This window comes from Serratia sp. 25CWL12 (genome assembly GCF_055790885.1).
Genome location: NZ_CM147698.1, coordinates 4,478,242 through 4,503,633 on the forward strand (window position 1 = coordinate 4,478,242; position 25,392 = coordinate 4,503,633).

At 48.5% G+C, this 25,392-nt stretch carries 22 protein-coding genes, 5 tRNA genes, 3 rRNA genes and 1 other RNA gene; 23 read left to right on the plus strand and 8 right to left on the minus strand.

All coding sequences use genetic code 11. From position 1 onward, the window contains the following. Positions 1-10 precede the first annotated feature (10 nt). From mscL to def, 5 genes are all read right to left on the minus strand, one after another. A complete protein-coding gene (gene mscL / locus ACX9GV_RS19565; protein ID WP_473196601.1) occupies positions 11-421 on the minus strand; it encodes a large-conductance mechanosensitive channel protein MscL in 411 nt (136 codons plus the stop codon). A 126-nt stretch (positions 422-547) separates the two neighbouring features. Further along, the gene (gene trkA / locus ACX9GV_RS19570) at positions 548-1,924 is read right to left on the minus strand and encodes a Trk system potassium transporter TrkA (protein WP_023491762.1); all 1,377 of its coding nucleotides are present in this window, start codon (positions 1,922-1,924) and stop codon (positions 548-550) included. A 69-nt stretch (positions 1,925-1,993) separates the two neighbouring features. Next, positions 1,994-3,283 (minus strand): 16S rRNA (cytosine(967)-C(5))-methyltransferase RsmB, encoded by a 1,290-nt coding sequence (gene rsmB / locus ACX9GV_RS19575; RefSeq protein ID WP_473196602.1) that lies wholly within the window; start codon positions 3,281-3,283, stop codon positions 1,994-1,996. A gap of 186 nt (positions 3,284-3,469) precedes the next feature. Continuing rightward, the gene (gene fmt, locus ACX9GV_RS19580) at positions 3,470-4,423 is read right to left on the minus strand and encodes a methionyl-tRNA formyltransferase (protein WP_473196603.1); all 954 of its coding nucleotides are present in this window, start codon (positions 4,421-4,423) and stop codon (positions 3,470-3,472) included. Positions 4,424-4,440: 17 nt separating this feature from the next. Further along, the gene (gene def, locus ACX9GV_RS19585) at positions 4,441-4,947 is read right to left on the minus strand and encodes a peptide deformylase (protein WP_473196604.1); all 507 of its coding nucleotides are present in this window, start codon (positions 4,945-4,947) and stop codon (positions 4,441-4,443) included. A gap of 132 nt (positions 4,948-5,079) precedes the next feature. On the opposite strand from def, the gene dprA reads away from it, so the two are divergent. Genes dprA through aroE form a run of 5 tightly spaced genes read left to right on the plus strand, consistent with a single transcriptional unit; the run spans position 5,080 to position 8,618 of the window. Continuing rightward, positions 5,080-6,195, plus strand: coding sequence for a DNA-protecting protein DprA (dprA, locus tag ACX9GV_RS19590; protein ID WP_473196605.1), 1,116 nt, complete (start codon positions 5,080-5,082; stop codon positions 6,193-6,195). After that, a complete protein-coding gene (gene smg, locus ACX9GV_RS19595) occupies positions 6,167-6,640 on the plus strand; it encodes a DUF494 family protein Smg (protein ID WP_037385535.1) in 474 nt (157 codons plus the stop codon). Before dprA ends, smg begins: the two co-directional genes overlap by 29 nt. 25 nt (positions 6,641-6,665) lie before the next feature. Further along, positions 6,666-7,211 (plus strand): DNA topoisomerase family protein, encoded by a 546-nt coding sequence (locus tag ACX9GV_RS19600; RefSeq protein WP_473196606.1) that lies wholly within the window; start codon positions 6,666-6,668, stop codon positions 7,209-7,211. Positions 7,212-7,218: 7 nt separating this feature from the next. Continuing rightward, positions 7,219-7,788, plus strand: coding sequence for an L-threonylcarbamoyladenylate synthase type 1 TsaC (gene tsaC, locus ACX9GV_RS19605; protein ID WP_473196607.1), 570 nt, complete (start codon positions 7,219-7,221; stop codon positions 7,786-7,788). 11 nt (positions 7,789-7,799) lie between these two features. Continuing rightward, complete coding sequence (gene aroE / locus ACX9GV_RS19610; protein ID WP_473196608.1) at positions 7,800-8,618, plus strand: shikimate dehydrogenase; 819 nt, start codon at positions 7,800-7,802, stop codon at positions 8,616-8,618. 35 nt (positions 8,619-8,653) lie between these two features. On the opposite strand, the gene ACX9GV_RS19615 is transcribed toward aroE, so the two are convergent. After that, on the minus strand, positions 8,654-9,196 hold the full coding sequence (locus ACX9GV_RS19615) for a gamma carbonic anhydrase family protein (RefSeq protein WP_473196609.1): 543 nt from the start codon (positions 9,194-9,196) through the stop codon (positions 8,654-8,656). A 497-nt stretch (positions 9,197-9,693) separates the two neighbouring features. Between ACX9GV_RS19615 and ACX9GV_RS19620 the strand changes: the two genes are divergently transcribed. The 6 genes from ACX9GV_RS19620 (at position 9,694) to birA (ending at position 17,311) form a co-directional block, all read left to right on the plus strand. After that, positions 9,694-11,235: ribosomal RNA gene (locus ACX9GV_RS19620) — 16S ribosomal RNA — on the plus strand. 87 nt (positions 11,236-11,322) lie between these two features. Next, positions 11,323-11,398 (plus strand) — tRNA-Glu (locus ACX9GV_RS19625). Between the two features lie 242 nt (positions 11,399-11,640). Beyond that, a 23S ribosomal RNA gene (locus tag ACX9GV_RS19630) occupies positions 11,641-14,547 on the plus strand. A gap of 115 nt (positions 14,548-14,662) precedes the next feature. Next, positions 14,663-14,778, plus strand: a 5S ribosomal RNA gene (rrf, locus tag ACX9GV_RS19635). The 16S, 23S and 5S rRNA genes sit together here with 1 tRNA gene alongside, the layout of an rRNA operon. Before the next feature lie 536 nt (positions 14,779-15,314). Continuing rightward, positions 15,315-16,352, plus strand: a complete 1,038-nt coding sequence (murB, locus tag ACX9GV_RS19640) for a UDP-N-acetylmuramate dehydrogenase (RefSeq protein ID WP_473196610.1) — start codon at positions 15,315-15,317, stop codon at positions 16,350-16,352. After that, complete coding sequence (birA, locus tag ACX9GV_RS19645; protein ID WP_023491904.1) at positions 16,349-17,311, plus strand: bifunctional biotin--[acetyl-CoA-carboxylase] ligase/biotin operon repressor BirA; 963 nt, start codon at positions 16,349-16,351, stop codon at positions 17,309-17,311. The genes murB and birA overlap by 4 nt, the downstream gene beginning before the upstream one ends. Before the next feature lie 151 nt (positions 17,312-17,462). Here the strand turns inward: birA and coaA are convergent, their stop codons facing one another. Together coaA and ACX9GV_RS19655 are read right to left on the minus strand one after the other, a co-directional pair. Further along, on the minus strand, positions 17,463-18,413 hold the full coding sequence (gene coaA, locus ACX9GV_RS19650) for a type I pantothenate kinase (RefSeq protein ID WP_037386471.1): 951 nt from the start codon (positions 18,411-18,413) through the stop codon (positions 17,463-17,465). 225 nt (positions 18,414-18,638) lie between these two features. Further along, on the minus strand, positions 18,639-19,187 hold the full coding sequence (locus ACX9GV_RS19655) for a GNAT family N-acetyltransferase (protein WP_473196611.1): 549 nt from the start codon (positions 19,185-19,187) through the stop codon (positions 18,639-18,641). Positions 19,188-19,634: 447 nt separating this feature from the next. Here ACX9GV_RS19655 and ACX9GV_RS19660 point away from each other — a divergent pair. The 12 genes from ACX9GV_RS19660 (at position 19,635) to rplL (ending at position 25,332) form a co-directional block, all read left to right on the plus strand. After that, a tRNA-Thr gene (locus ACX9GV_RS19660) sits at positions 19,635-19,710 on the plus strand. A 22-nt stretch (positions 19,711-19,732) separates the two neighbouring features. Continuing rightward, a tRNA-Tyr gene (locus tag ACX9GV_RS19665) sits at positions 19,733-19,817 on the plus strand. A 45-nt stretch (positions 19,818-19,862) separates the two neighbouring features. Next, a non-coding RNA gene (locus ACX9GV_RS19670) (RtT sRNA) lies at positions 19,863-19,986 on the plus strand. A 43-nt stretch (positions 19,987-20,029) separates the two neighbouring features. Then, positions 20,030-20,104 (plus strand) — tRNA-Gly (locus tag ACX9GV_RS19675). A gap of 6 nt (positions 20,105-20,110) precedes the next feature. Next, positions 20,111-20,186: transfer RNA gene (locus tag ACX9GV_RS19680), tRNA-Thr, on the plus strand. A 107-nt stretch (positions 20,187-20,293) separates the two neighbouring features. Then, positions 20,294-21,478 (plus strand): elongation factor Tu, encoded by a 1,185-nt coding sequence (gene tuf / locus ACX9GV_RS19685; protein WP_473196612.1) that lies wholly within the window; start codon positions 20,294-20,296, stop codon positions 21,476-21,478. Between the two features lie 255 nt (positions 21,479-21,733). Further along, a complete protein-coding gene (gene secE, locus ACX9GV_RS19690; protein WP_023490702.1) occupies positions 21,734-22,117 on the plus strand; it encodes a preprotein translocase subunit SecE in 384 nt (127 codons plus the stop codon). 1 nt (position 22,118) lies between these two features. Next, the gene (gene nusG, locus ACX9GV_RS19695) at positions 22,119-22,664 is read left to right on the plus strand and encodes a transcription termination/antitermination protein NusG (RefSeq protein WP_004929914.1); all 546 of its coding nucleotides are present in this window, start codon (positions 22,119-22,121) and stop codon (positions 22,662-22,664) included. A gap of 282 nt (positions 22,665-22,946) precedes the next feature. Then, on the plus strand, positions 22,947-23,375 hold the full coding sequence (gene rplK / locus ACX9GV_RS19700; RefSeq protein WP_023490703.1) for a 50S ribosomal protein L11: 429 nt from the start codon (positions 22,947-22,949) through the stop codon (positions 23,373-23,375). Positions 23,376-23,378: 3 nt separating this feature from the next. Continuing rightward, a complete protein-coding gene (gene rplA / locus ACX9GV_RS19705) occupies positions 23,379-24,083 on the plus strand; it encodes a 50S ribosomal protein L1 (protein ID WP_023490704.1) in 705 nt (234 codons plus the stop codon). Between the two features lie 322 nt (positions 24,084-24,405). Then, a complete protein-coding gene (gene rplJ, locus ACX9GV_RS19710) occupies positions 24,406-24,903 on the plus strand; it encodes a 50S ribosomal protein L10 (RefSeq protein ID WP_023490705.1) in 498 nt (165 codons plus the stop codon). A 63-nt stretch (positions 24,904-24,966) separates the two neighbouring features. Further along, on the plus strand, positions 24,967-25,332 hold the full coding sequence (rplL, locus tag ACX9GV_RS19715) for a 50S ribosomal protein L7/L12 (protein ID WP_023490706.1): 366 nt from the start codon (positions 24,967-24,969) through the stop codon (positions 25,330-25,332). Positions 25,333-25,392: the final 60 nt, after the last annotated feature.

Below are 25,392 nucleotides of genomic sequence, written 5' to 3' on the forward strand. Positions count from 1 at the left end.
TGCAAGATAACTATTGTTTGGATTGTTGCTTGAGCAGGTCACGAATTTCTGTCAACAGAGTCTCTTCTGCCGTTGGTGCTGGCGGGACTGTTTGCTTTTCATCTTCTTTGCTGCGTAATTTGTTCATTAGCTTGATGATCATAAAGATAGCAAAAGCGACAATGATGAAATCAAAAATATTCTGTAGAAAAGCACCATAGTTCATCACCACAGCAGGGATGTTTCCCTCGGCCTCACGCAACACCAAGTGGAACTGTTTAAAATCAACCCCTCCGATCAATAAACCCAATGGTGGCATAACGATATCAGCAACCAGTGAAGAGACGACCCGACCAAACGCGGCACCAATAATCACACCAACGGCTAAATCGACGACATTGCCACGCATGGCAAACTCGCGGAACTCCTTTAACATGCCCATCTGAGTACCCCCTAGTAAGTTAATAAACTAAGTATATACCCATCGTCATAAGCTGCTGGCTTATCGGTATTCCCCGATGGTCATATTGCCTTTAAGAAATTGGCCATCAGGACTCGCGTCATTGGTTTACAGGAAGAACGGGCTTGGCTGAAACAGGCGCTCTACGTCAGGCACAAACTTTTTATCGGTGATAAACATAATGACGTGATCACCTTGCTGAATTCTATTATTGCTGTTGGCAATAATGACATCATCACCGCGTACGATGGCACCAATCGTGGTTCCCGGTGGCAATTTAATATCTTCTACCATGCGGCCAACCACCTTGGAGGTATTCTCATCGCCATGTGCGATAGCTTCGATAGCCTCGGCAACCCCGCGATGTAATAATGATACGCTGATGATGTCGGCTTTACGGACATGCCCTAACAGAGCGGAGATGGTCGCTTGCTGCGGTGAAATTGCGATATCAATGTCACTGCCCTGCATTAAATCGACATAGGCTCGGCGCTGGATCAATACCATGACCTTTTTGGCCCCCATGCGTTTGGCTAGCATGGCAGACATGATATTGGCTTCATCATCGTTGGTGATGGCAATAAAGACATCCATCTGCTCAACATGTTCTTCAATCAGTAGTTCCTGATCGGAAGCGTCACCATAAAACACAATAGTGTCGTGTAGTTGCTCCGCCAGATCGGCTGCACGCTGTTGGTTGCGCTCAATTAGTTTTACGCTATAGGTTTTCTCCAACCGTTGTGCTAACCCTGCACCTACGTTGCCACCACCCACGATCATAATGCGTTTGTAAGGCTTTTCGAGCCGTTGTAGTTCGCTCATTACCGCGCGGATATTCTGTGTAGCGGTAACGAAGAAGACTTCATCGCCGGCTTCAATAACCGTAGAGTCTTGGGGACGTATGGGTCTGTCTTGACGAAAGATGGCTGCGACACGCGTATCAATATGTGGCATATGTTCACGCATTGAAGAGAGAGCATTACCGACCAGTGGGCCACCATAATACGCTTTTACTGCGGCGATACTGACCTTACCCTCGGCAAAATTGACCACTTGTAAGGCGCCGGGGAATTCGATCAATTTATAGATATAATCAATCACCAGTTGTTCTGGTGAAATTAGGTGATCAATGGGCACCGCTTCTGGTTGGAATAACTTTTCGGATTCACGAATATAGTCTGGTGAGCGGATGCGTGCGATACGTTTTGGGGTATTAAACAGCGAATAGGCAATCTGGCAGGCAACCATATTGGTTTCATCAGAATTAGTGACCGCAACCAGCATGTCAGCATCCTCCGCTCCTGCTTCGCGTAACACTCGCGGATGAGAACCGTGCCCTTGGACAACACGTAAGTCAAATTTGTCCTGCAATTGGCGCAGACGACCTCCATCACTATCAACCACAGTGATATCGTTATTTTCGCCAACCAGATTTTCTGCCAGTGTTCCACCGACCTGACCTGCACCAAGAATAATTATTTTCATCGAATTCTCTACTCGATTTGCAACGGCCGTAGCCGATAGTGAGAAGACTCGGAAGCCTTCTCTAGACAATTATATTTTAATCAACTTAGCGTAAAAGAAACCATCACCATCTTCAGGATGAGGAAGATTCTGCTGACCAGGTGATTGAACATCACCAGTATCAACCAACTTGGCATCGCTGTGGCATTGCAGGAATGCCGCAATCTGTTCACAGTTTTCTGGTGGCAGAATAGAGCAGGTCGCATAAACCAGGGTTCCCCCTGGTTTGAGGTGCGGCCAGATGGCGTTAAGAATTTCGCTTTGTAATGTGGTCAACTCTGCGATATCACTATCACGGCGTAACCATTTGATATCTGGATGGCGACGTATGACGCCAGTGGCAGAACAAGGGGCGTCTAACAGAATACGGTCAAACTGTTGACTACCGCACCATTGTTGCGGCATTCGGCCATCCCCTTGCCTAACTTCGGCATTTTGGCGCAGACGCTGTAGGTTTTCTTTTACCCGGCTTAAGCGTTGTTCATCAATATCGACCGCCATAACATGAGCTTTAGGGGCAGCTTCCAGAATATGCGTGGTTTTGCCACCCGGAGCGGCACAAAGGTCGAGAATATGTTCGCCATCCTGTGGGTCAAGCAGATCAATACATCCTTGAGCAGAAGCATCTTGCACGGTCACCCAACCCTCGGTAAAACCCGGTAAATCCGTAACTGAACAAGGTGTCGGTAACCGTATTGCATCGTGATACGTTTTATGTGGAATAGCGGCAATACCAGCTTGTTGCATCAACTGCAGATAATCTTCGCGCTTATGATGCAGGCGGTTTACGCGTAGCCACATTGGAGGTTTTTGATTATTGGCATCAATAATCTGTTGCCACTGCGTTGGATAGGCTTGCTGGATACGTTTTAGCAACCAACTTGGGTGCAGATAACGGCTGTCATTGTTGGCAGCGCGGGCTAACAACGCTTCCTGTTGGCGTTGAAACTGACGTAGTACGCCGTTAATCAGGCCTTTCAACTGGGGGCGTTTCAACGCGACAGCCCCTTCAACGGTTTCCGCCAACACGGCATGGGGTGGAATCCGGGTATATAACAGCTGATAAATACCCACCATCAGTAAATAGTGCAATATCCGTTGTTTGCCAAGCAGCGGTTTTGCCATCAGTTGCTGAATGCACCATTCGAGTTGTGGCAACATGCGCAATGTTCCAAAACAGAACTCCTGTAGCAACGCACGATCTTTGTCAGCAATATTCTTTTGCAATTCAGGCAGAACAGTACTGAGTGATTGCCCTTGGTCCAGAACCTGGCCGATGGCTTTGGCGGCAATGCTTCGGAGATTGTAATTGTTTTTCATAGGCTGAAGCTGATAATGGTCGGCATTAGGAAAGAAACAGCTCGACGTGGTCGCCGAGCAATGGGAGTACTTATATACTCGTCATACTTCAAGTTGCATGTGTGTTGGCTTTCCTCGCTCACCCCAGTCACTTACCAGTGTAAGCTCCTGGGGATTCTCTGCGTTGCCGCCTTCCTGCAACTCGAATTATTTAGTGTATAGTAGTTTACCTGGTGTAAACCATTCGCGGCGCGAATTCAGTAAATCCTGTGCTGACATCGGTTTTTTACCAGCGGGTTGCAACTGCGTCAGGTTCAAAATACCTTCTGCGGTGGCCACCTGAATACCTTGCTTGTCGGCACACACGATAGTGCCTGGCTCCACGTTGGTTGTTTCCGTTAACACGTTGGCTTGCCAGACTTTTACCGGCTGATCTTCGATAATGAAATAGCTGACCGGCCAGGGGTTGAATGCGCGAATGCAGCGTTCCAGTTGTACGGCAGACAGATGCCAATCGAGACGGGCCTCTTCTTTACTCAGCTTTTCAGCATAGGTGGCTAACGCATTATCTTGCACTTCGCGCTTTACTGTACCAGCAACCAATTGTTGTAAGGTAGTGAGCAGCCCTTGTGGGCCTAGCATGGCGAGTTTGTCATACAAGGTAGCACTGGTATCGGTGGCTTCGATCGGACAATGGATTTTGTGCATGATATCGCCAGTATCAAGACCGACATCCATCTGCATGATTGTTATGCCGGTTTCTTTGTCACCAGCCCATAATGCGCGTTGGATCGGAGCCGCCCCCCGCCAATAGGGAAGCAGAGAGCCATGGACATTGATGCACCCCAGACGTGGCATTTCCAGCACGGCTTTGGGCAGGATCAGACCATAGGCAACCACAACCATAACGTCTGCATCAAGAGAAGCAACCAGATGCTGATTTTCTTGCGGACGCAGCGAGTTAGGCTGAAAAACAGGGATTTGGTGTTGTTCAGCCAGTATCTTGACCGGGCTAGGTGTCAGCTTATTTCCCCGTCCTGCGGGGCGGTCGGGTTGAGTGAATACACCGACAATCTGATGCTCAGACGACAACAGCGCATCGAGATGACGCGCTGCAAAGTCTGGGGTACCGGCAAAAATAACTTTTAAAGAATCAGACACGTTGGTTTCCTGATCGGCTAGCGAGCATTAAGCTTGGCCATTTTTTCCAGTTTCTGACGGATCCGTTGGCGTTTCAAGGGCGAAAGGTAATCGACAAAGAGCTTGCCAACCAGATGATCCATTTCGTGTTGGATACAGATAGCCAACAGATCATCGGCCTCTAGCGTAAAAGGTCGCCCTTCACGGTCAAGTGCCCGGACTGTAATTTTCTCCGCACGTGGCACCAAGGCACGATGTTCAGGAACGGAAAGACAGCCTTCTTCAATACCGGTTTCACCACTTTTTTCCAGCAACTCCGGGTTGATCAACACCAGCGGTTGATCGTGGTTCTCAGAAACGTCAATGACAATAATACGTTGATGAATATCCACTTGTGTCGCAGCCAGGCCAATGCCTTCTTCTGCGCGCATGGTTTCAAACATATCATCCACGATACGTTGGATATCTGCATTGACTTCTTTTACTGGGGCTGCAACTTTGCGCAGCCGCTCATCTGGGAAATGTAATACCTGCAAGACTGACATATATCTTTAGATCTGTATCCGAGTGATAACGAGAGATTAGTTTCCATTCTAGACATTTCCTGACCTGATTGACAGCATCCTGAACCAATTGCATGAATTGGTAATGCTTCAATTTGAGTAAGGAAATGCCTGATGCAGCCAGAAGAGATTGGTTTACGCATGTATGCAGTGACAGGGATCAGTGCGCCACTGGCTAGCCATATGATAAATCAGTTGGTCGTTGAAGGGGGGGATCCTTACCCACTGCTAAGGGCATTGGGGCTGAATGAAAAACAGCGCAAACAGTTCCAGCATGCCCAGTATCTTGATAGCACACTTAAATGGTTGGAAGTGCCGGGAAATCAGATGTTGCGCTATGGTGAGGCCAACTTTCCTGAGTCTCTGGTACATATCGATAATGCACCGCTATTATTGTTAGTGAAGGGGAATCTTACTGCGTTGCAATTACCGCAGGTTGCCATGGTGGGTAGTCGGCAATTCAGCCATTATGGTGAACATTGGGGGGCTTATTTTGCTTCTGGCTTGGTGCAGGGAGGGTTTGCGGTCACCAGCGGGTTAGCGATAGGCATTGATGGTATCTGCCATCGTGCAGCGTTGGCAGCACAAGGGGTAACTGTTGCTGTGTTGGGGAGCGGCTTGGAAAATATCTACCCACGCCGCCACCACCGCTTGGCAGAACAAATCATTGAACAAGGCGGGGCGGTGATTTCCGAGTATTTGGTGACGGATTTACCGTTGCCTGCTCATTTCCCGCGTCGCAATCGGATTATCAGTGGGCTGAGTATGGGGGTAGTGGTTATCGAGGCCTCATTGCGGAGCGGATCGCTGATTACAGCCCGTTATGCTCTGGAGCAAGGGCGCGAGGTATTTGCTCTGCCGGGGGCGCTAGGTAATCCAATGAGTGAGGGAACACATTGCTTGATCCAGCAAGGAGCAAGTTTGGTGACCAGTCCGAAGGATATAATAGAACAGCTTCGCAGTGGTCTGCATTGGTTGCCTTTAAGAGAAAATACAACTATTTCTTTATTAGCAGCACAAGTTGAATTGCCATTTGCTGATGTGTTGGCTAACGTAGGAGATGAGGTAACACCTGTTGACGTCGTCGCTGCACGTGCCGGCCAACCTGTGCCAGAGGTGGTAGTCAAGTTACTCGATCTGGAGTTAGCAGGGTGGATCGCAGCTGTACCCGGCGGTTATGTCCGAATAAGGAGGGCTGACCATGTTCGACGTACTCATGTATTTGTTTGAAACTTATATACACAATGAGCCTGAGATGCAGGTTGATCAGGATACCTTGACGAATGATCTTGCCGAGGCAGGATTTGACCGGAATGATATCTATAATGCATTGAATTGGTTGGAGAAACTTGCAGACCTCCAGGAAGGAGAGAATGCACCTTATTTTATGGGTGCGGATCCACTTGCGATGCGGATCTACACTGAAGAAGAAGGGGGGCGTTTAGATGCCAGTTGCCGCGGTTTTCTCCTGTTTTTGGAACAAATACAGGTATTGAACCTCGAAACCCGTGAAATGGTTATCGATCGTGTTATGGCCTTGGATAATACGGAGTTCGATCTCGAAGATCTGAAATGGGTCGTGCTGATGGTGTTGTTTAATATCCCCGGGTATGAAAGCGCTTATCAGCAGATGGAAGAGCTGTTGTTTGAAGTCAACGAAGGTTACCTGCACTGAGCAGCTAACAAGCATAGAAGAAGTTATGACAAAAAACGCGATTTTTGCCACCAGGCAAAATGAACCTTGTCCTGAATGTGGGGCCGAATTGGTGATCCGTAGTGGTCGTCACGGCCCCTTTCTTGGTTGTTCTCAATATCCCACATGCCAATATATCCGGCCGTTAAAAGCACAGGCAGATGGGCATATTGTCAAAGTGCTGGAGGGCCAAGAATGCCCGAAGTGTCAGGCGACCTTGGTACTACGCCAGGGGCGCTATGGGATGTTTATTGGTTGTAGTCGTTACCCTGAGTGCACTCATACTGAAGTTATCGACAAGCCTGATGAAACCAGTATCCCTTGTCCCCAATGTGTACAGGGTAAACTGCTGCAACGCAAGTCCCGCTATGGCAAAGTGTTTCATTCTTGTGACCGTTATCCAGACTGCCAGTTTGCGCTAAATTTTAAACCTGTTGCTGGTGAGTGTGCTTATTGCCACTACCCGTTACTGATGGAAAAGCACACAGCAAAAGGCTTGATGCTTTACTGTGCCAGTAAACGCTGTGGAAAACCCGTCGCACTCACAGAATAATCATCTCATGAACCCAGAACAGATTTCCTTATTCGCTCCTATTATGACTGCATTGCAAAACCAGCAGGTTATCGCTTATCCAACAGAGGCGGTATTCGGTTTGGGATGTGACCCTGATAGTGAGTATGCAGTGAAGACCTTACTGGCATTGAAACAACGTCCGTGGGAAAAGGGCCTGATCCTGATCGCCGCAGACTATACACAACTCACACCGTATATTGATGACAACGTGTTGGGTGAGCGGCAGCGTGCCATGATGTTTGCCAGTTGGCCCGGACCAGTGACCTGGGTGGTCCCGGCAAAACAACAAACTCCACGCCTCCTTACAGGGCGATTTGATTCACTGGCGGTTCGTGTTAGCGCTCATCCGTTGGTACAACAGCTTTGTCGTCAGTTTGGTAAGCCTTTGGTCTCAACCAGCGCCAACTTAAGTGGCCAATCGCCGTGTCGCACGGTTATAGAAGTGAGGCAGCAGTTTGGTGACACTTTTCCGGTATTAGCGGGTGATGTAGGTGGCCGGTTGAACCCTTCTGAAATTCGAGATGTTCTGACCGGTCAGTTGATCCGTCAGGGCTAGAGGCTATTTGTATGGAAAAGTTTACGGTATTAGGTAATCCGATTGCTCATAGTAAATCCCCTCGCATTCATGCGCTCTTTGCTGAGCAAACAGGGATCGAGCACCCTTATGGTGCGGTCCTGGTTCCGCTAGAGGATTTTGAACGAACTCTACAGCAGTTTATTGCTGCTGGTGGCCAGGGAGCCAATGTCACCGTACCTTTTAAAGAGCGAGCCTATAAAGTGGCCACTGAACTTAGTGAAAGAGCCGCTGTGGCAGGGGCGGTGAATACACTTAAGGTATTACCTGGTGGTCAGTTGTTGGGGGATAATACTGATGGCATCGGTTTGCTCTCCGATCTTGAGCGGCAGCAATTGATCCAGCCCAGTGATCGTGTGCTGCTGGTTGGGGCAGGGGGCGCGGCAAGAGGCGTTATGTTGCCGTTACTCGCTTTTGGCTGCCAGGTTGTACTCACTAATCGTACTTTTAGTCGTGCACAGGAATTGATGAAAGAGTTCCAACATCTGGGGGCGGTTAGCGCACTGCCTATGGATCAGCTAGAACAACAGCATGTTGACCTGGTTATTAACGCGACTGCATCAGGGATTAATGGTGAGATCCCCGCTTTACCAGAAAGTATGGTGAAGAGTACTACCCGATGTTATGACATGTTCTACCAACATGGGAGCACGCCATTTCTGGCCTGGGTTCAGCAATTGGGTGTTCAGCAGTATGCGGATGGTTTGGGTATGTTGGTAGGGCAGGCTGCACATGCTTTCTTTTTGTGGCATGGTGTTATGCCGGAGATAGAGCCAGTGTTGAAGCAATTGCGTAAAGAATTGGCGATGTGAGTATGGCCCCGCACTGATAAGCGGGGCGATGACAATCAGCTATTTTCGGCAAGGTATTCATTCTTCCAGCGAACATAATTATTGGCGGAGTAGAGCAATCCTTCCAATTCCGCTGGCGTTAATTTCCTTACCTGCCGTACTGGGCTGCCTACATATAGGTAGCCACTCTCAAGGCGATTTCCCGAAGTGACCAAACTACCTGCGCCTATCATCACGTCATCTTCTATTATTGCGCCGTCGAGCAAGATTGCCCCCATTCCCACCAGCACGCGGTTACCAATGTTACAACCGTGCAGTATCGCTTTGTGTCCTACGGTGACATTCTCACCAATCAGTAGGGGATACCCAGCGGGATTATGGGTGGACTGATGGGTAACATGTAGCACACAGCCATCCTGGATATTACTACGAGCACCAATTCTCACTGCATTAACATCGCCGCGAATAGCAACCAAGGGCCAGATGCTAACATCATCAGCGAGTTCAACGTTACCGATCACCACGCTGGAAGGATCGATCATGACTCGCTGACCAATGTTAGGGGTGTAATGAAGATAAGCACGTACAGCATTGGTCATGTTAAGGCCTCGCATCAGGTTCGGAATTACTGGAAATACTAGACTTTGGTAGTGAAATTACAACAAGCTTGCAACATCAACGGTGGGAAAACAGCGTCTTTCGGGTAAGAATCACGCGAAATGACGTAAAAACGCGCATTCGAAAAAAAAGATCTAAAAACAGGTTGTGGAAAAAACGAAGATCCCTATAATGCGCCTCCATCGACACGGAAACTTGTGAACAGGTTCACAGAGTTTACGTGATATTCAGAGAATAACTTGAGCAATCAGGCCTCTTTGAAATGAGGAAGCGTAATATACGCCACCTCGAGTTGACGGGCGAAAGCCAGTAACTCACTGCTCTTTAACAATTTATCAGACAATCTGTGTGGGCACTCACAAGACGATATCCAGTTGCTTCGGCAACAAAAAATATCAAGTCTTAAAGAGTGACTCATGTAAGTAAAATTCATGCAGTAATCTTTGAGCATCGCTATTAACTTAGCAAATCAAGCTTTTAATTGAAGAGTTTGATCATGGCTCAGATTGAACGCTGGCGGCAGGCTTAACACATGCAAGTCGAGCGGTAGCACAGGGGAGCTTGCTCCCTGGGTGACGAGCGGCGGACGGGTGAGTAATGTCTGGGAAACTGCCTGATGGAGGGGGATAACTACTGGAAACGGTAGCTAATACCGCATAATGTCGCAAGACCAAAGTGGGGGACCTTCGGGCCTCACACCATCGGATGTGCCCAGATGGGATTAGCTAGTAGGTGGGGTAATGGCTCACCTAGGCGACGATCCCTAGCTGGTCTGAGAGGATGACCAGCCACACTGGAACTGAGACACGGTCCAGACTCCTACGGGAGGCAGCAGTGGGGAATATTGCACAATGGGCGCAAGCCTGATGCAGCCATGCCGCGTGTGTGAAGAAGGCCTTAGGGTTGTAAAGCACTTTCAGCGAGGAGGAAGGGTGGTGTGTTAATAGCACATCACATTGACGTTACTCGCAGAAGAAGCACCGGCTAACTCCGTGCCAGCAGCCGCGGTAATACGGAGGGTGCAAGCGTTAATCGGAATTACTGGGCGTAAAGCGCACGCAGGCGGTTTGTTAAGTCAGATGTGAAATCCCCGAGCTTAACTTGGGAACTGCATTTGAAACTGGCAAGCTAGAGTCTTGTAGAGGGGGGTAGAATTCCAGGTGTAGCGGTGAAATGCGTAGAGATCTGGAGGAATACCGGTGGCGAAGGCGGCCCCCTGGACAAAGACTGACGCTCAGGTGCGAAAGCGTGGGGAGCAAACAGGATTAGATACCCTGGTAGTCCACGCTGTAAACGATGTCGATTTGGAGGTTGTGCCCTTGAGGCGTGGCTTCCGGAGCTAACGCGTTAAATCGACCGCCTGGGGAGTACGGCCGCAAGGTTAAAACTCAAATGAATTGACGGGGGCCCGCACAAGCGGTGGAGCATGTGGTTTAATTCGATGCAACGCGAAGAACCTTACCTACTCTTGACATCCAGAGAACTTTCCAGAGATGGATTGGTGCCTTCGGGAACTCTGAGACAGGTGCTGCATGGCTGTCGTCAGCTCGTGTTGTGAAATGTTGGGTTAAGTCCCGCAACGAGCGCAACCCTTATCCTTTGTTGCCAGCGATTCGGTCGGGAACTCAAAGGAGACTGCCGGTGATAAACCGGAGGAAGGTGGGGATGACGTCAAGTCATCATGGCCCTTACGAGTAGGGCTACACACGTGCTACAATGGCGTATACAAAGAGAAGCGATCTCGCGAGAGCAAGCGGACCTCATAAAGTACGTCGTAGTCCGGATTGGAGTCTGCAACTCGACTCCATGAAGTCGGAATCGCTAGTAATCGTAGATCAGAATGCTACGGTGAATACGTTCCCGGGCCTTGTACACACCGCCCGTCACACCATGGGAGTGGGTTGCAAAAGAAGTAGGTAGCTTAACCTTCGGGAGGGCGCTTACCACTTTGTAATTCATGACTGGGGTGAAGTCGTAACAAGGTAACCGTAGGGGAACCTGCGGTTGGATCACCTCCTTACCTAAAGATATTGCTTCGCGTGAAGTGCTCACACAGATTGTCTGATGAACAGTAATGAGCAAAAGCGTCATAAAAGTACGGTGTCGTGTCCCCTTCGTCTAGAGGCCTAGGACACCGCCCTTTCACGGCGGTAACAGGGGTTCGAATCCCCTAGGGGACGCCAACTGCTTCCGACCTTCCCGGTGAAAGCGGCGGTCTTCAGTATCTGACGATACTTTTTATCTTAAAGATGATTCTGTGGAGTCATGTTTAAGATATTGCTCTTTAACAATCTGGAACAAGCTGAAAATTGAAACTTCAGCGCATCAATGAGTTAACTGACATTGATGACGTTGAAAGAGTCTCTCAAATAATCACAGCACAAAGTGACCTGTCGTCAGACAGCAAGACACTTTCGGGTTGTGAGGTTAAGCGACTAAGCGTACACGGTGGATGCCTAGGCAGTCAGAGGCGATGAAGGGCGTGCTAATCTGCGAAAAGTGTCGGTAAGGTGATATGAACCGTTACAACCGACAATACCCGAATGGGGAAACCCAGTGCAATTCGTTGCACTATCCTGTCATGAATACATAGTGGCAGGAGGCGAACCGGGGGAACTGAAACATCTCAGTACCCCGAGGAAAAGAAATCAACCGAGATTCCCCTAGTAGCGGCGAGCGAACGGGGAAGAGCCCAGAACCTGAATCAGTTTGTGTGTCAGTGGAAGCGTCTGGAAAGTCGCACAGTAAAGGGTGATAGTCCCGTACACGAAGATGCACAGATTGTGAGTTCGATGAGTAGGGCGGGACACGTGTTATCCTGTCTGAATATGGGGGGACCATCCTCCAAGGCTAAATACTCCTGACTGACCGATAGTGAACCAGTACCGTGAGGGAAAGGCGAAAAGAACCCCGGCGAGGGGAGTGAAATAGAACCTGAAACCGTGTACGTACAAGCAGTGGGAGCCTACTTGTTAGGTGACTGCGTACCTTTTGTATAATGGGTCAGCGACTTATATTTTGTAGCAAGGTTAACCGAATAGGGGAGCCGTAGGGAAACCGAGTCTTAACTGGGCGAATAGTTGCAAGGTATAGACCCGAAACCCGGTGATCTAGCCATGGGCAGGTTGAAGGTTGGGTAACACTAACTGGAGGACCGAACCGACTAATGTTGAAAAATTAGCGGATGACTTGTGGCTGGGGGTGAAAGGCCAATCAAACCGGGAGATAGCTGGTTCTCCCCGAAAGCTATTTAGGTAGCGCCTCGTGAATTCATCTTCGGGGGTAGAGCACTGTTTCGGCTAGGGGGCCATCCCGGCTTACCAACCCGATGCAAACTGCGAATACCGAAGAATGTTATCACGGGAGACACACGGCGGGTGCTAACGTCCGTCGTGAAGAGGGAAACAACCCAGACCGCCAGCTAAGGTCCCAAAGTCATGGTTAAGTGGGAAACGATGTGGGAAGGCACAGACAGCCAGGATGTTGGCTTAGAAGCAGCCATCATTTAAAGAAAGCGTAATAGCTCACTGGTCGAGTCGGCCTGCGCGGAAGATGTAACGGGGCTAAACCATGCACCGAAGCTGCGGCAGCGACGCTTAGGCGTTGTTGGGTAGGGGAGCGTTCTGTAAGCCTGCGAAGGTGACCTGTGAGGGTTGCTGGAGGTATCAGAAGTGCGAATGCTGACATAAGTAACGATAAAGCGGGTGAAAAGCCCGCTCGCCGGAAGACCAAGGGTTCCTGTCCAACGTTAATCGGGGCAGGGTGAGTCGACCCCTAAGGCGAGGCTGAAAAGCGTAGTCGATGGGAAACAGGTTAATATTCCTGTACTGGGTGTTACTGCGAAGGGGGGACGGAGAAGGCTAGGCTATCCGGGCGACGGTTGTCCCGGTTCAAGTGTGTAGGGGGGTAGACCAGGCAAATCCGGTTTACTGTCAACCCTGAGGCACGATGACGAGTCTCTACGGAGATGAAGTAGTTGATGCCCTGCTTCCAGGAAAAGCCTCTAAGCATCAGGTAACATTTAATCGTACCCCAAACCGACACAGGTGGTCAGGTAGAGAATACTCAGGCGCTTGAGAGAACTCGGGTGAAGGAACTAGGCAAAATGGTGCCGTAACTTCGGGAGAAGGCACGCTGGCGTTAGGTGAAGGGATTTACTCCTGGAGCTGAAGCCAGTCGCAGATACCAGCTGGCTGCAACTGTTTAATAAAAACACAGCACTGTGCAAACACGAAAGTGGACGTATACGGTGTGACGCCTGCCCGGTGCTGGAAGGTTAATTGATGGGGTTAGCGGCAACGCGAAGCTCTTGATCGAAGCCCCAGTAAACGGCGGCCGTAACTATAACGGTCCTAAGGTAGCGAAATTCCTTGTCGGGTAAGTTCCGACCTGCACGAATGGCGTAATGATGGCCAGGCTGTCTCCACCCGAGACTCAGTGAAATTGAACTCGCTGTGAAGATGCAGTGTACCCGCGGCAAGACGGAAAGACCCCGTGAACCTTTACTATAGCTTGACACTGAACATTGAGCCTTGATGTGTAGGATAGGTGGGAGGCTTTGAAGTGTGGACGCCAGTCTGCATGGAGCCAACCTTGAAATACCACCCTTTAATGTTTGATGTTCTAACTCGGCCCCGTGATCCGGGGTGAGGACAGTGTCTGGTGGGTAGTTTGACTGGGGCGGTCTCCTCCCAAAGAGTAACGGAGGAGCACGAAGGTTGGCTAATCACGGTCGGACATCGTGAGGTTAGTGCAAAGGCATAAGCCAGCTTGACTGTGAGAGTGACGGCTCGAGCAGGTACGAAAGTAGGTCTTAGTGATCCGGTGGTTCTGAATGGAAGGGCCATCGCTCAACGGATAAAAGGTACTCCGGGGATAACAGGCTGATACCGCCCAAGAGTTCATATCGACGGCGGTGTTTGGCACCTCGATGTCGGCTCATCACATCCTGGGGCTGAAGTAGGTCCCAAGGGTATGGCTGTTCGCCATTTAAAGTGGTACGCGAGCTGGGTTTAGAACGTCGTGAGACAGTTCGGTCCCTATCTGCCGTGGGCGTTGGAAGATTGAGAGGGTTTGCTCCTAGTACGAGAGGACCGGAGTGAACGCACCCCTGGTGTTCGGGTTGTCATGCCAATGGCACTGCCCGGTAGCTAAGTGCGGAAAAGATAAGCGCTGAAAGCATCTAAGCGCGAAACTTGCCTCGAGATGAGTCTTCCCTGGGCCTTTAAGGCCCCTGAAGGAACGTTTAAGACTAAGACGTTGATAGGCTGGGTGTGTAAGTGCAGCGATGTATTGAGCTAACCAGTACTAATGAACCGTGAGGCTTAACCTTACAACACCGAAGGTGTTTTATTGAGAGACGCGAATTGCTTTGATTTTCAGCGAAGTTCCGAGATTGGTTTTGATGGCTTTACTGAGGTAAAGCGGTTGAAATGAAACAGAATTTGCCTGGCGGCCTTAGCGCGGTGGTCCCACCTGATCCCATGCCGAACTCAGAAGTGAAACGCCGTAGCGCCGATGGTAGTGTGGGGTCTCCCCATGTGAGAGTAGGACACTGCCAGGCATCCAAATAAGTAGAAAGCCCCGTGCGCAAGCATGGGGCTTTTTGCTTTTGTGATTTTTTATAAAACAGTTATCTCTTCTCTGATTCAAGCCATTGCGGAATAGGGAACTGAGGGGAACGCCGTTGACGGTGGCCCCACAGGGAGTCTCAGGGTGAGACGAATACTGTGTAGGCACCCAGGCATCCAAACAAGTAGAAAGCCCCGTGCGCAAGCGTGGGGCTTTTTGCTGTGTATGATAAAATGAGTCTGACTCGATTTAGGACTGAGATTTTTCTCGATAATATTCACCAGATTTTTGATTCTATACTTCTAACCCTATATTGATACTTATAATTAATATTTATTTAATTTATATTCATTTTCTTATAGATAAAATTAATACTATATCAATATGATTTATATATGTATTCATTGAACGGAATAGGTCGTCATTATTAAATGACAACAAAAATCTCGCTGACAAAAACAAATAATAGCCATTGGCGACGAATCGAGTAGACTAGATGAAAGTTTATTAAGTGAGAGTAATTAAAACATGTCTACTGAAAGCGCGTCTTTAAAGAACTACAATACATTTGCGCTCCCGGTCAACACAGCGCATTTAGTTATTGCAGAACAGATTGAAATGATGATTAAAGCCTGGCAGAAGGCACAAAAGCGGCAGGAACCCTTACTGGTATTAGGAGAGGGTAGTAACATGCTGTTTTTAGAAGATTTTGCTGGCACTATCGTGGTCAACGAACTAAAAGGCATTGAGATCAGGGAAGAGCAAGACGCCTGGTATCTTCATGTTGGTGCAGGGGAAAACTGGCATCATTTGGTCAAGCATACCATTGAATGTGGTATTCCAGGTTTGGAAAATCTTGCGTTAATCCCGGGATTAGTAGGTTCTGCACCGATTCAAAATATTGGTGCCTATGGTATGGAACTGAGGCAAGTGTGTGAGTATGTTGATCTGTTAAATCTGACCACTGGTGAGATTGATCGCATGGAGCCACAGCGCTGTGAGTTTGGTTACCGAGAAAGTGTTTTTAAGCATGAATTTAAACAAGGTTTTGCGATCGTGGGTGTTGGCTTTCGACTTAGCAAACAATGGTGTCCTCAGCTCAATTACGGTGAGCTAAGCAAACTGGATCCGCAGACGGTAACGCCACAGCAAGTCTATGATGCGGTGTGTGCTACCCGGCGTACTAAATTGCCGGATCCACGAGTGATGGGCAATGCAGGCAGTTTTTTTAAAAATCCCCAGGTGAGTGGCGATGTCGCTAATGAACTACTTACCCAATACCCATCAATGCCGCATTACCCACAGTCAGATGGGCAAGTGAAACTGGCTGCTGGTTGGCTTATCGATCAATGTTCGTTAAAGGGTTATCAGATTGGTGGGGCCGCAGTACATCGGCAGCAGGCATTGGTATTGGTTAATACAGGTAATGCCAGCAGTCAGGACCTGGTTGCGTTAGCACGGCATGTGCGCAATACCGTGGCATCTAAGTTTGATATCTGGTTAGAACCCGAAGTGCGCTTTATTGCTGCCACCGGTGAAGTGGATGCGATTGAGGTGTTGTCATGAAGGATACCAAAGTACCCTTGAAGATCATTTCATTACTCGCCGATGGTGAGTTTCACTCCGGTGAGTATCTAGGGGAATCTCTTGGAATGAGCCGAGCGGCGATTAACAAGCATATCCAGACGATTCGTGAATGGGGATTGGATGTATTCACGCTACCAGGCAAGGGCTATAGCCTGCCTGTGGCACTTGAGCTGCTGGATGTCGAACGTATCCTGAATCTGTTAGATGATAAGCGGGTAACGGTATTGCCAGTCGTTGACTCAACAAATCAATACCTGTTGGATAGAATAAAAGAATTGACCTCTGGCGATGCTTGTATTGCAGAGTATCAGCAGGCAGGGCGTGGGCGGCGTGGGCGGCAATGGGTATCTCCTTTCGGTAGCAACCTTTATTTGTCCATGTTTTGGCGGCTTGAACAAGGTCCTGCCGCTGCGATGGGATTAAGTCTGGTCATTGGTATTGTGATGGCTGAGGTACTACAGCGGCTAGGGGCAGAAAAAGTACGCGTTAAGTGGCCAAATGATTTATATCTTGATGATCGCAAGTTGGCAGGGATCCTAGTTGAATTAACCGGTAAGACGGGGGATGCTGCTCAATTGGTTATGGGGGCGGGTATTAATCTGGCGATGCGTGAGACGAATGCTAATTCAATTGATCAGCGCTGGATTAACTTACAGGAAGCGGGAATTAATATTGATCGCAATGAATTAGCAGCAAAGTTACTCAACGAGCTACGTTATTCTTTACGACTATTCGAAGTAGAAGGATTGGCACCATTTATTTCTCGTTGGCGTGACTTGGATAATTTTATCGATCGACCAGTTAAACTTTTAATTGGTGATCAGCAGATTTTAGGCATCTCCAGGGGAATTGATCAGCAAGGCGCATTGTTACTTGAGCAAGATGGCGTAATTAAACCTTTCATTGGTGGTGAAATATCTTTGCGCAGCGCTGAATGATATTCCAGCTTTATATCAGCCGCAGTCAGAAGGTGACCAAGCAGGAGATTGGTCAGGATGCGATTCGCTGGCTATTTACCATAGTCTCCTCAGTAGAAGGCTTATGGGTAAGCCTTCTACTGAGGGACATTTATTGGGTCACTATCGTTGACTATTTGCGCAATCGGACACTTTCTACTGCGTGATTGGCACTTTTTGTCATGATCAAACTGGCTCTTTCACGAGTTGGCAGGATATTTTGTTTTAAATTTAACCCATTGATATCACTCCATAACTGAGCGGCAATATTAACTGCCTCCTCTTCTGGTAATTTTGCATAGTTATGGAAATAAGAATCTGGATTAGAGAAAGCACCTTGGCGGAATTTCAGAAAGCGGTTGATATACCACGTTTGCAATAAATCTTCTGGGGCATCGACATAGATTGAGAAATCAACAAAGTCGGAAACAAATACCCGATGAGGATCATGTGAGTAATCCATTCCACTTTGCAGAACATTCAACCCTTCCAAAATGAGAATGTCGGGTTGTTCAATGACCTTATGATCTCTCGGCACGATATCATAGATCAGATGAGAATATACTGGAGCAGTAACATGTTTCGCGCCAGATTTAACCTCTGAGACGAATTTTACTAAGCTATGCATATCGTAGGATTGTGGGAACCCTTTTTTCTTCATCAGACCGCGTTCATTGAGCACCTTGTTTGGGTGCAAGAAGCCATCGGTGGTGATCAGCTCCACACTGCGATGTTCTGGCCAACGGCTCAATAACGCCTGCAACAAGCGTGCAGTAGTACTTTTACCCACAGCGACACTACCCGCAATGCCAATTACATAAGGTATGCGTTGTCCATCAGTTCCTAGGAACTGTTCCAGAACAGCCTGACGGCGTAGGTTAGAGCTGATATAGAAGTTCAGTAGTCGCGAAAGCGGTAAATAGATTTGCGCGACTTCTTCTAAGGAGAGATCTTCGTTAATCCCTTTGAGTTTAACAATATCTTCTTCTGATAACGTCAGTGGTACTGAATCTCGCAGTGCTGCCCATTGGGTACGATCAAACTGAAGATAAGGTGTTGCTAAACATGGATCTCTTTTTATCATCATAAGCCAAATTCTGCCCGTTAACGCAGGTTAGGAAAAGCGCAGTGCGCCAACTCCAGATAATAAACAAACTGCATATTATAGATAGCTTCTTTTTTGGCGTAGCTTTTTTTGCAAATGTTATCGATAGAGAGCGTATTTATGCGCAAGTGATAGGACGCTGGATGGCGTGCATTCCTTAACCCGTACTTAAACCTGCCATGATATCGACTGGCAGAATAGTGCTTAGTTGATCATGTGATTTGAAGATAAATCGAAATTAAACAGTCGCTTATAATAAATCACCGTCGGGTGATAAAGGCCGTCGGGGGTAGTAGCGTAATCAGGTATTTCACCAAGACGACAGTAATCTAATGAGTGATACAAATTTTCCGCAGCGGATCCTGCTTGAGTATCCAGATAAAGCAGGCCGCGACGCAGACTCCGCGCGGTCATTTCCAGTGTTTTCATTAGTGCCCGGCCGACACCATGGCGGCGAGCCTTGCTGTGGACGAGGAGTTTTTGTATTTCGGCCCGATTACTGCCGTTTGGTTTTTGGCATAGTTCAAGTTGCACAGTGCCAATTGCCTCATTGTTGTGCATGACGACCCATAAAAGTCGCATCCCATTTGCTAGTGTTGGCTGAAGTGACTGGAAATAATTCTCTGCTTCTTCATGGCGAAGGTTCGAATTGTAACCAACAGAAGCACCATGAGTGACTGCATCCATCAGTAGGTGCGCCAGTTCTCCACAGTAGAAAGGGAGAGTGACTGAATTGAGCATGATTATTTTCACTGGCCATATTCCTGCATAAAAAGTCATGACTTAAGCAATAACTGCGCCAATATGAGCATTCAATGTCGCTTTTGCCTGGAATCATAGCTTGTTAGGTTTATTCGACTGACCATGTTGGCCTTGGCCATGTTCTTCACCCTCCTGCACGGTATGTCTATTAACTATGTAATGAATATGTCCGATAAACGTATTGCCCTCTTTTGGAGCATCGTACTCGATCTCAATGGTTCTTAGCGTGATTGTTTGCCGCCATGCTCTGGTGGGAATGTGGGTAAGACAACGAAATTTGTTTAAGCCGGATTCTGCAGTTGATGAATTATTGTTCGAGCTGTGAGAAAAATAGCCAATAGCAGCCATGAATTGGCTGATTTATGAGCGGTAGTGCATAGAATGCAATTTTTTAGTTGCATAGCCCGTCAGCTCTACCTAGAATGCGCTGCACTTGATGCCGGCTTAGCTCAGTAGGTAGAGCAACTGACTTGTAATCAGTAGGTCACCAGTTCGATTCCGGTAGCCGGCACCATCAAGTACAATAGTTAAAATCAGGTGGGGTTCCCGAGCGGCCAAAGGGAGCAGACTGTAAATCTGCCGTCACAGACTTCGAAGGTTCGAATCCTTCCCCCACCACCAAATCCGATTTTCAATCAGAACTTATCTCAAATGATGATTCTGATTATGAACATGATTTGGGGAAGGTGAAAACCTTCAGTAAGCTTCGAGTCAAGCAGCGCCAGATAAGTTGCGCAGCTTGGTCCGAAAGGTGAGGAACAAGCGACGAATAATCCTTCTCCCACCATAACCTGTAAATTCTACAGAAAAATTAGGTAGCCGAGTTCCAGGATGCGGGCATCGTATAATGGCTATTACCTCAGCCTTCCAAGCTGATGATGTGGGTTCGATTCCCATTGCCCGCTCCAAGATGTGCTGATATAGCTCAGTTGGTAGAGCGCACCCTTGGTAAGGGTGAGGTCGGCAGTTCGAATCTGCCTATCAGCACCACTTCTTAAATCCTCGTCCCCTGATTTTTTCTGTGTTGGATCCAACAAGCAAATGCTTGGTTGATGTGGTGATACCACCGATTTATCCGTGTCTTAGAGGGACAATCGATGTCTAAAGAAAAATTTGAACGTACAAAACCGCACGTTAACGTCGGTACTATCGGCCACGTTGACCATGGTAAAACCACTCTGACAGCTGCAATCACCACCGTTCTGGCTAAAACCTACGGCGGTAATGCACGTGCTTTCGATCAGATCGATAACGCACCAGAAGAAAAAGCACGTGGTATCACCATCAACACTTCACACGTTGAATATGATACCCCGACTCGCCACTACGCACACGTTGACTGCCCAGGGCACGCCGACTATGTGAAAAACATGATCACCGGTGCTGCTCAGATGGACGGCGCTATTCTGGTTGTGGCAGCGACTGATGGCCCAATGCCTCAGACTCGTGAGCACATCCTGCTGGGTCGTCAGGTTGGCGTTCCTTACATCATCGTATTCATGAACAAGTGTGACATGGTTGATGATGAAGAGCTGCTGGAACTGGTAGAAATGGAAGTTCGTGAACTTCTGTCTGCTTATGATTTCCCTGGTGATGACCTGCCAGTGATTCGTGGTTCAGCGCTGAAAGCACTGGAAGGCGACGCAGAGTGGGAAGCGAAGATCATCGAACTGGCTGGCTTCCTGGATTCTTACATTCCAGAACCAGAGCGTGCGATTGACAAGCCATTCCTGCTGCCAATCGAAGACGTATTCTCTATTTCTGGCCGTGGTACTGTAGTTACCGGTCGTGTAGAGCGCGGCATCGTCAAGGTGGGTGAAGAAGTTGAAATCGTCGGTATCAAGGATACCGTGAAATCAACTTGTACCGGTGTTGAAATGTTCCGCAAACTGCTGGACGAAGGTCGTGCTGGTGAGAACGTGGGTGTTCTGCTGCGTGGTATCAAGCGTGAAGATATCGAGCGTGGTCAGGTTCTGGCCAAGCCAGGCTCAATCAAGCCACACACTCAGTTCGATTCAGAAGTGTATATCCTGAGCAAAGAAGAAGGTGGTCGTCATACCCCATTCTTCAAAGGTTACCGTCCACAGTTCTACTTCCGTACAACTGACGTAACCGGTACCATCGAACTGCCAGAAGGCGTAGAGATGGTGATGCCAGGTGACAACGTGAACATGAAAGTGACCTTGATCCACCCAATCGCGATGGATGACGGTTTGCGTTTTGCAATCCGTGAAGGTGGCCGTACCGTTGGTGCAGGTGTTGTTGCCAAAGTTATCGCTTAATTGCGGATAATATTTGACGCGACATAGCGAAAAGGGCATCATTTGATGCCCTTTTTGTACGCTTTAAACTAGAACCTATCTCATCAGCGATTTTGCAGTGGTAATCCTTGGTGAGATGGGCTCTTAAGCCGCATTGACTGAAATATGTCATGGCGTGAAACACCGGGGTGCTGTGAGTTGGCACCTGTTCGGTTTGGTTTGCCTCGTATAATGAGGCAAAGTTGTTTGATTGAATCATTAGTGACAGGTTGGTTTATGAGTGCGAATACCGAGGCACATGGCAGCGGGCGTGGCCTGGAAGTGACCAAGTGGTTGATCGTCGTCGTTCTATTGGTTGTGGCTATTGTCGGTAATAACTACTTCCGTGAGTACAGCCTGCCATTGCGCGCATTGGCAGTTGTGGTGATTATTGCCGTTGCTGGTGTAGTGGCGTTGATGACCAATAAGGGCAAAGCGACAGTTGCGTTTGCACGCGAAGCGCGTATTGAAGTACGTAAGGTGATCTGGCCAACTCGTCAGGAAACGCTACACACCACGTTGATCGTTGCTGCGGTAACAGCCGTTATGTCACTGATTTTGTGGGGCCTGGATGGTATTCTGGTCCGTCTGGTATCGTTTATTACTGGCCTGAGGTTCTAAAATGTCGGAAGCCCCAAAAAAACGTTGGTACGTCGTTCAGGCGTTTTCTGGCTTTGAAGGTCGCGTAGCTCAATCGCTACGTGAGCATATCAAATTGCATGATATGGAAGAGCTGTTTGGCGAAGTCATGGTGCCCACGGAAGAAGTGGTTGAGATCCGTGGTGGCCAACGTCGCAAGAGTGAGCGTAAGTTCTTCCCTGGTTATGTATTGGTTCAGATGGTGATGAATGACGCCAGTTGGCACTTGGTACGTAGTGTTCCTCGTGTGATGGGCTTCATCGGTGGGACTTCTGATCGTCCAGCACCGATCAGCGATAAAGAAGTGGATGCGATTATGAACCGCCTGCAGCAGGTTGGGGATAAACCACGTCCGAAAACGCTGTTTGAACCGGGTGAGCTGGTGCGTGTTAATGATGGTCCATTTGCTGACTTCAACGGGGTTGTTGAAGAAGTGGATTATGAGAAGAGCCGCCTGAAAGTGTCTGTTTCCATCTTTGGTCGAGCGACACCGGTGGAATTGGATTTCAGCCAGGTAGAGAAAGGCTGATCAATTAATCAGCACGGCAAGTGGGGTTGCTACTTGTCATAGGCGTGGAATTGCACTACAATTCCGCGCCTTTTGTTTTTAGATGTCTCGCTTTTATGCTCAAGTTCAATCAAGTTGCAGGTAGGCGGCAATCGAGAGAATCCCTAGGAACATAGCTAACTATGTGACTAGGGTGAGCGAAAGTAGCCAACAACCCTGTAGTTTGATTGACGACGGGCATGGAGCGGGGCGAAACACGGGGAGCCTCTTAAGAGGCGATACTACCCATACGAGGAAATTTCAATGGCCAAGAAAGTACAAGCCTACGTTAAGCTGCAAGTTTCAGCTGGTATGGCTAACCCAAGTCCACCTGTTGGTCCAGCTCTGGGTCAGCAAGGTGTTAACATCATGGAATTCTGTAAGGCGTTCAATGCTAAAACTGACAGCATTGAAAAAGGCCTGCCGATTCCTGTTGTTATTACCGTTTATTCTGACCGCTCTTTCACCTTCGTTACCAAAACTCCGCCAGCGGCTGTTCTGCTGAAAAAAGCGGCTGGTATCAAGTCTGGTTCTGGCAAGCCGAACAAAGACAAAGTTGGTAAAGTGACGAGTGCGCAGGTTCGTGAAATCGCAGAAACCAAAGCTGCGGATATGACTGGTGCTGATGTTGAAGCGATGATTCGCTCCATCGAAGGTACTGCTCGTTCCATGGGCCTGGTAGTGGAGGGTTAAGAAATGGCTAAGCTGACCAAGCGCATGCGCGTGATCCGTGAGAAAGTTGATGCGACTAAACAGTACGACATCACCGAAGCTGTTGCCCTGCTGAAAGAGCTGGCTACCGCTAAATTTGTAGAAAGCGTTGACGTTGCTGTTAACCTCGGCATCGATGCTCGTAAATCAGACCAAAACGTTCGTGGTGCTACTGTGCTGCCACACGGTACTGGCCGTAGCGTTCGTGTCGCCGTATTTGCCCAAGGCCCTAATGCTGAAGCAGCAAAAGCTGCCGGTGCAGAGCTGGTAGGTATGGAAGATCTGGCTGATCAGATCAAGAAAGGCGAAATGAACTTCGACGTGGTTATTGCTTCTCCAGATGCAATGCGCGTTGTTGGCCAACTGGGTCAGGTTTTGGGGCCACGCGGTCTGATGCCAAACCCGAAAGTGGGTACTGTTACACCGAACGTTGCTGAAGCAGTGAAAAATGCTAAAGCAGGTCAGGTTCGTTATCGTAACGATAAAAACGGTATCATCCACACCACTATCGGCAAGGTTGATTTCGACGCAGACAAGCTGAAAGAAAACCTGGAATCTCTGCTGGTTGCGCTGAAGAGAGCAAAACCATCACAGGCGAAAGGTATTTATATCAAGAAAGTTAGCCTCTCCACCACCATGGGTGCGGGTGTTGCTATCGATCAAAGCGGTTTGTCTGCTGCAGCAAACTAATCGCTTGCGATTATCGCTTTGACTTGGGGCAAGGATTAGTCTAGAATCCTCGCCCCGATGTTCTGCTTGATGTGGAACAACAGATTTTCGGTTGGAGCCTGGCCTATCCAGGCCTCCGTCCAAGACCGCAGGTGTATCGCAAGATACTTAATCCTTCCTGCGTAGACGGTGACAGAGCCTAAAGAAATTTTTCTTTTCATAAAGAATGGTCTTTTCTGGATTCTGCTCACCGTGTTAAGCCGCTCAATAGCCGATGTTTTTCGGATGTTGAGTGAAGTGAGTTCCGGGGATATTCCCCGGCTAATCCAGGAGCAAAAAGCTAATGGCATTAAATCTTCAAGACAAACAAGCGATTGTTGCTGAAGTCAGCGAAGTGGCCAAAGGCGCGCTGTCTGCGGTTGTTGCGGATTCCCGTGGCGTTACTGTAGATAAAATGACTGAACTGCGTAAAGCAGGTCGTGAAGCTGGCGTTTACATGCGTGTTGTTCGTAACACTCTGATGCGTCGCGTAGTTGAAGGCACTCCATTCGAATGCCTGAAAGACACGTTTGTCGGTCCTACCTTGATTGCATTCTCTCATGAGCACCCGGGCGCAGCTGCTCGTTTGTTCAAAGAGTTCGCGAAAGCGAATGCAAAGTTCGAGGTTAAAGCTGCGGCCTTTGAAGGTGAGCTGATCCCTGCGGCACAAATCGACCGCTTGGCAACGCTGCCTACTTACGATGAAGCAATCGCACGCCTGATGGCAACCATGAAAGAAGCCGCTGCCGGCAAACTGGTTCGCACTTTGGCTGCTCTGCGCGATCAGAAAGAAGCGGCTTAAGCCACTCTTTCTTAGCCTTTGCTAACGTATTTAAACTATTTCTGAATTTTAGGAACAATTGCTATGTCTATCACTAAAGACCAAATCCTGGAAGCCGTTGCTGCTATGTCTGTAATGGACGTTGTTGAACTGGTTTCTGCTATGGAAGAAAAATTCGGCGTTTCTGCTGCTGCCGCTGTAGCTGTTGCTGCTGGCCCAGCTGAAGCTGTTGAAGAAAAAACTGAGTTTGACGTTATCCTGAAAGCTGCAGGCGCTAACAAAGTTGCTGTTATCAAAGCAGTACGTAGCGCTACCGGCCTGGGTCTGAAAGAAGCTAAAGATCTGGTTGAATCTGCTCCAGCCGCTCTGAAAGAAGGCGTGAGCAAAGATGACGCTGAAGCTCTGAAAAAATCTCTGGAAGAAGCTGGCGCGGAAGTTGAAGTTAAATAAGCCAATTTTTCTAGTTGCAGCCTAGTCTTTTAGGCTGGTGGCTGGTGACTAAATAGTCAC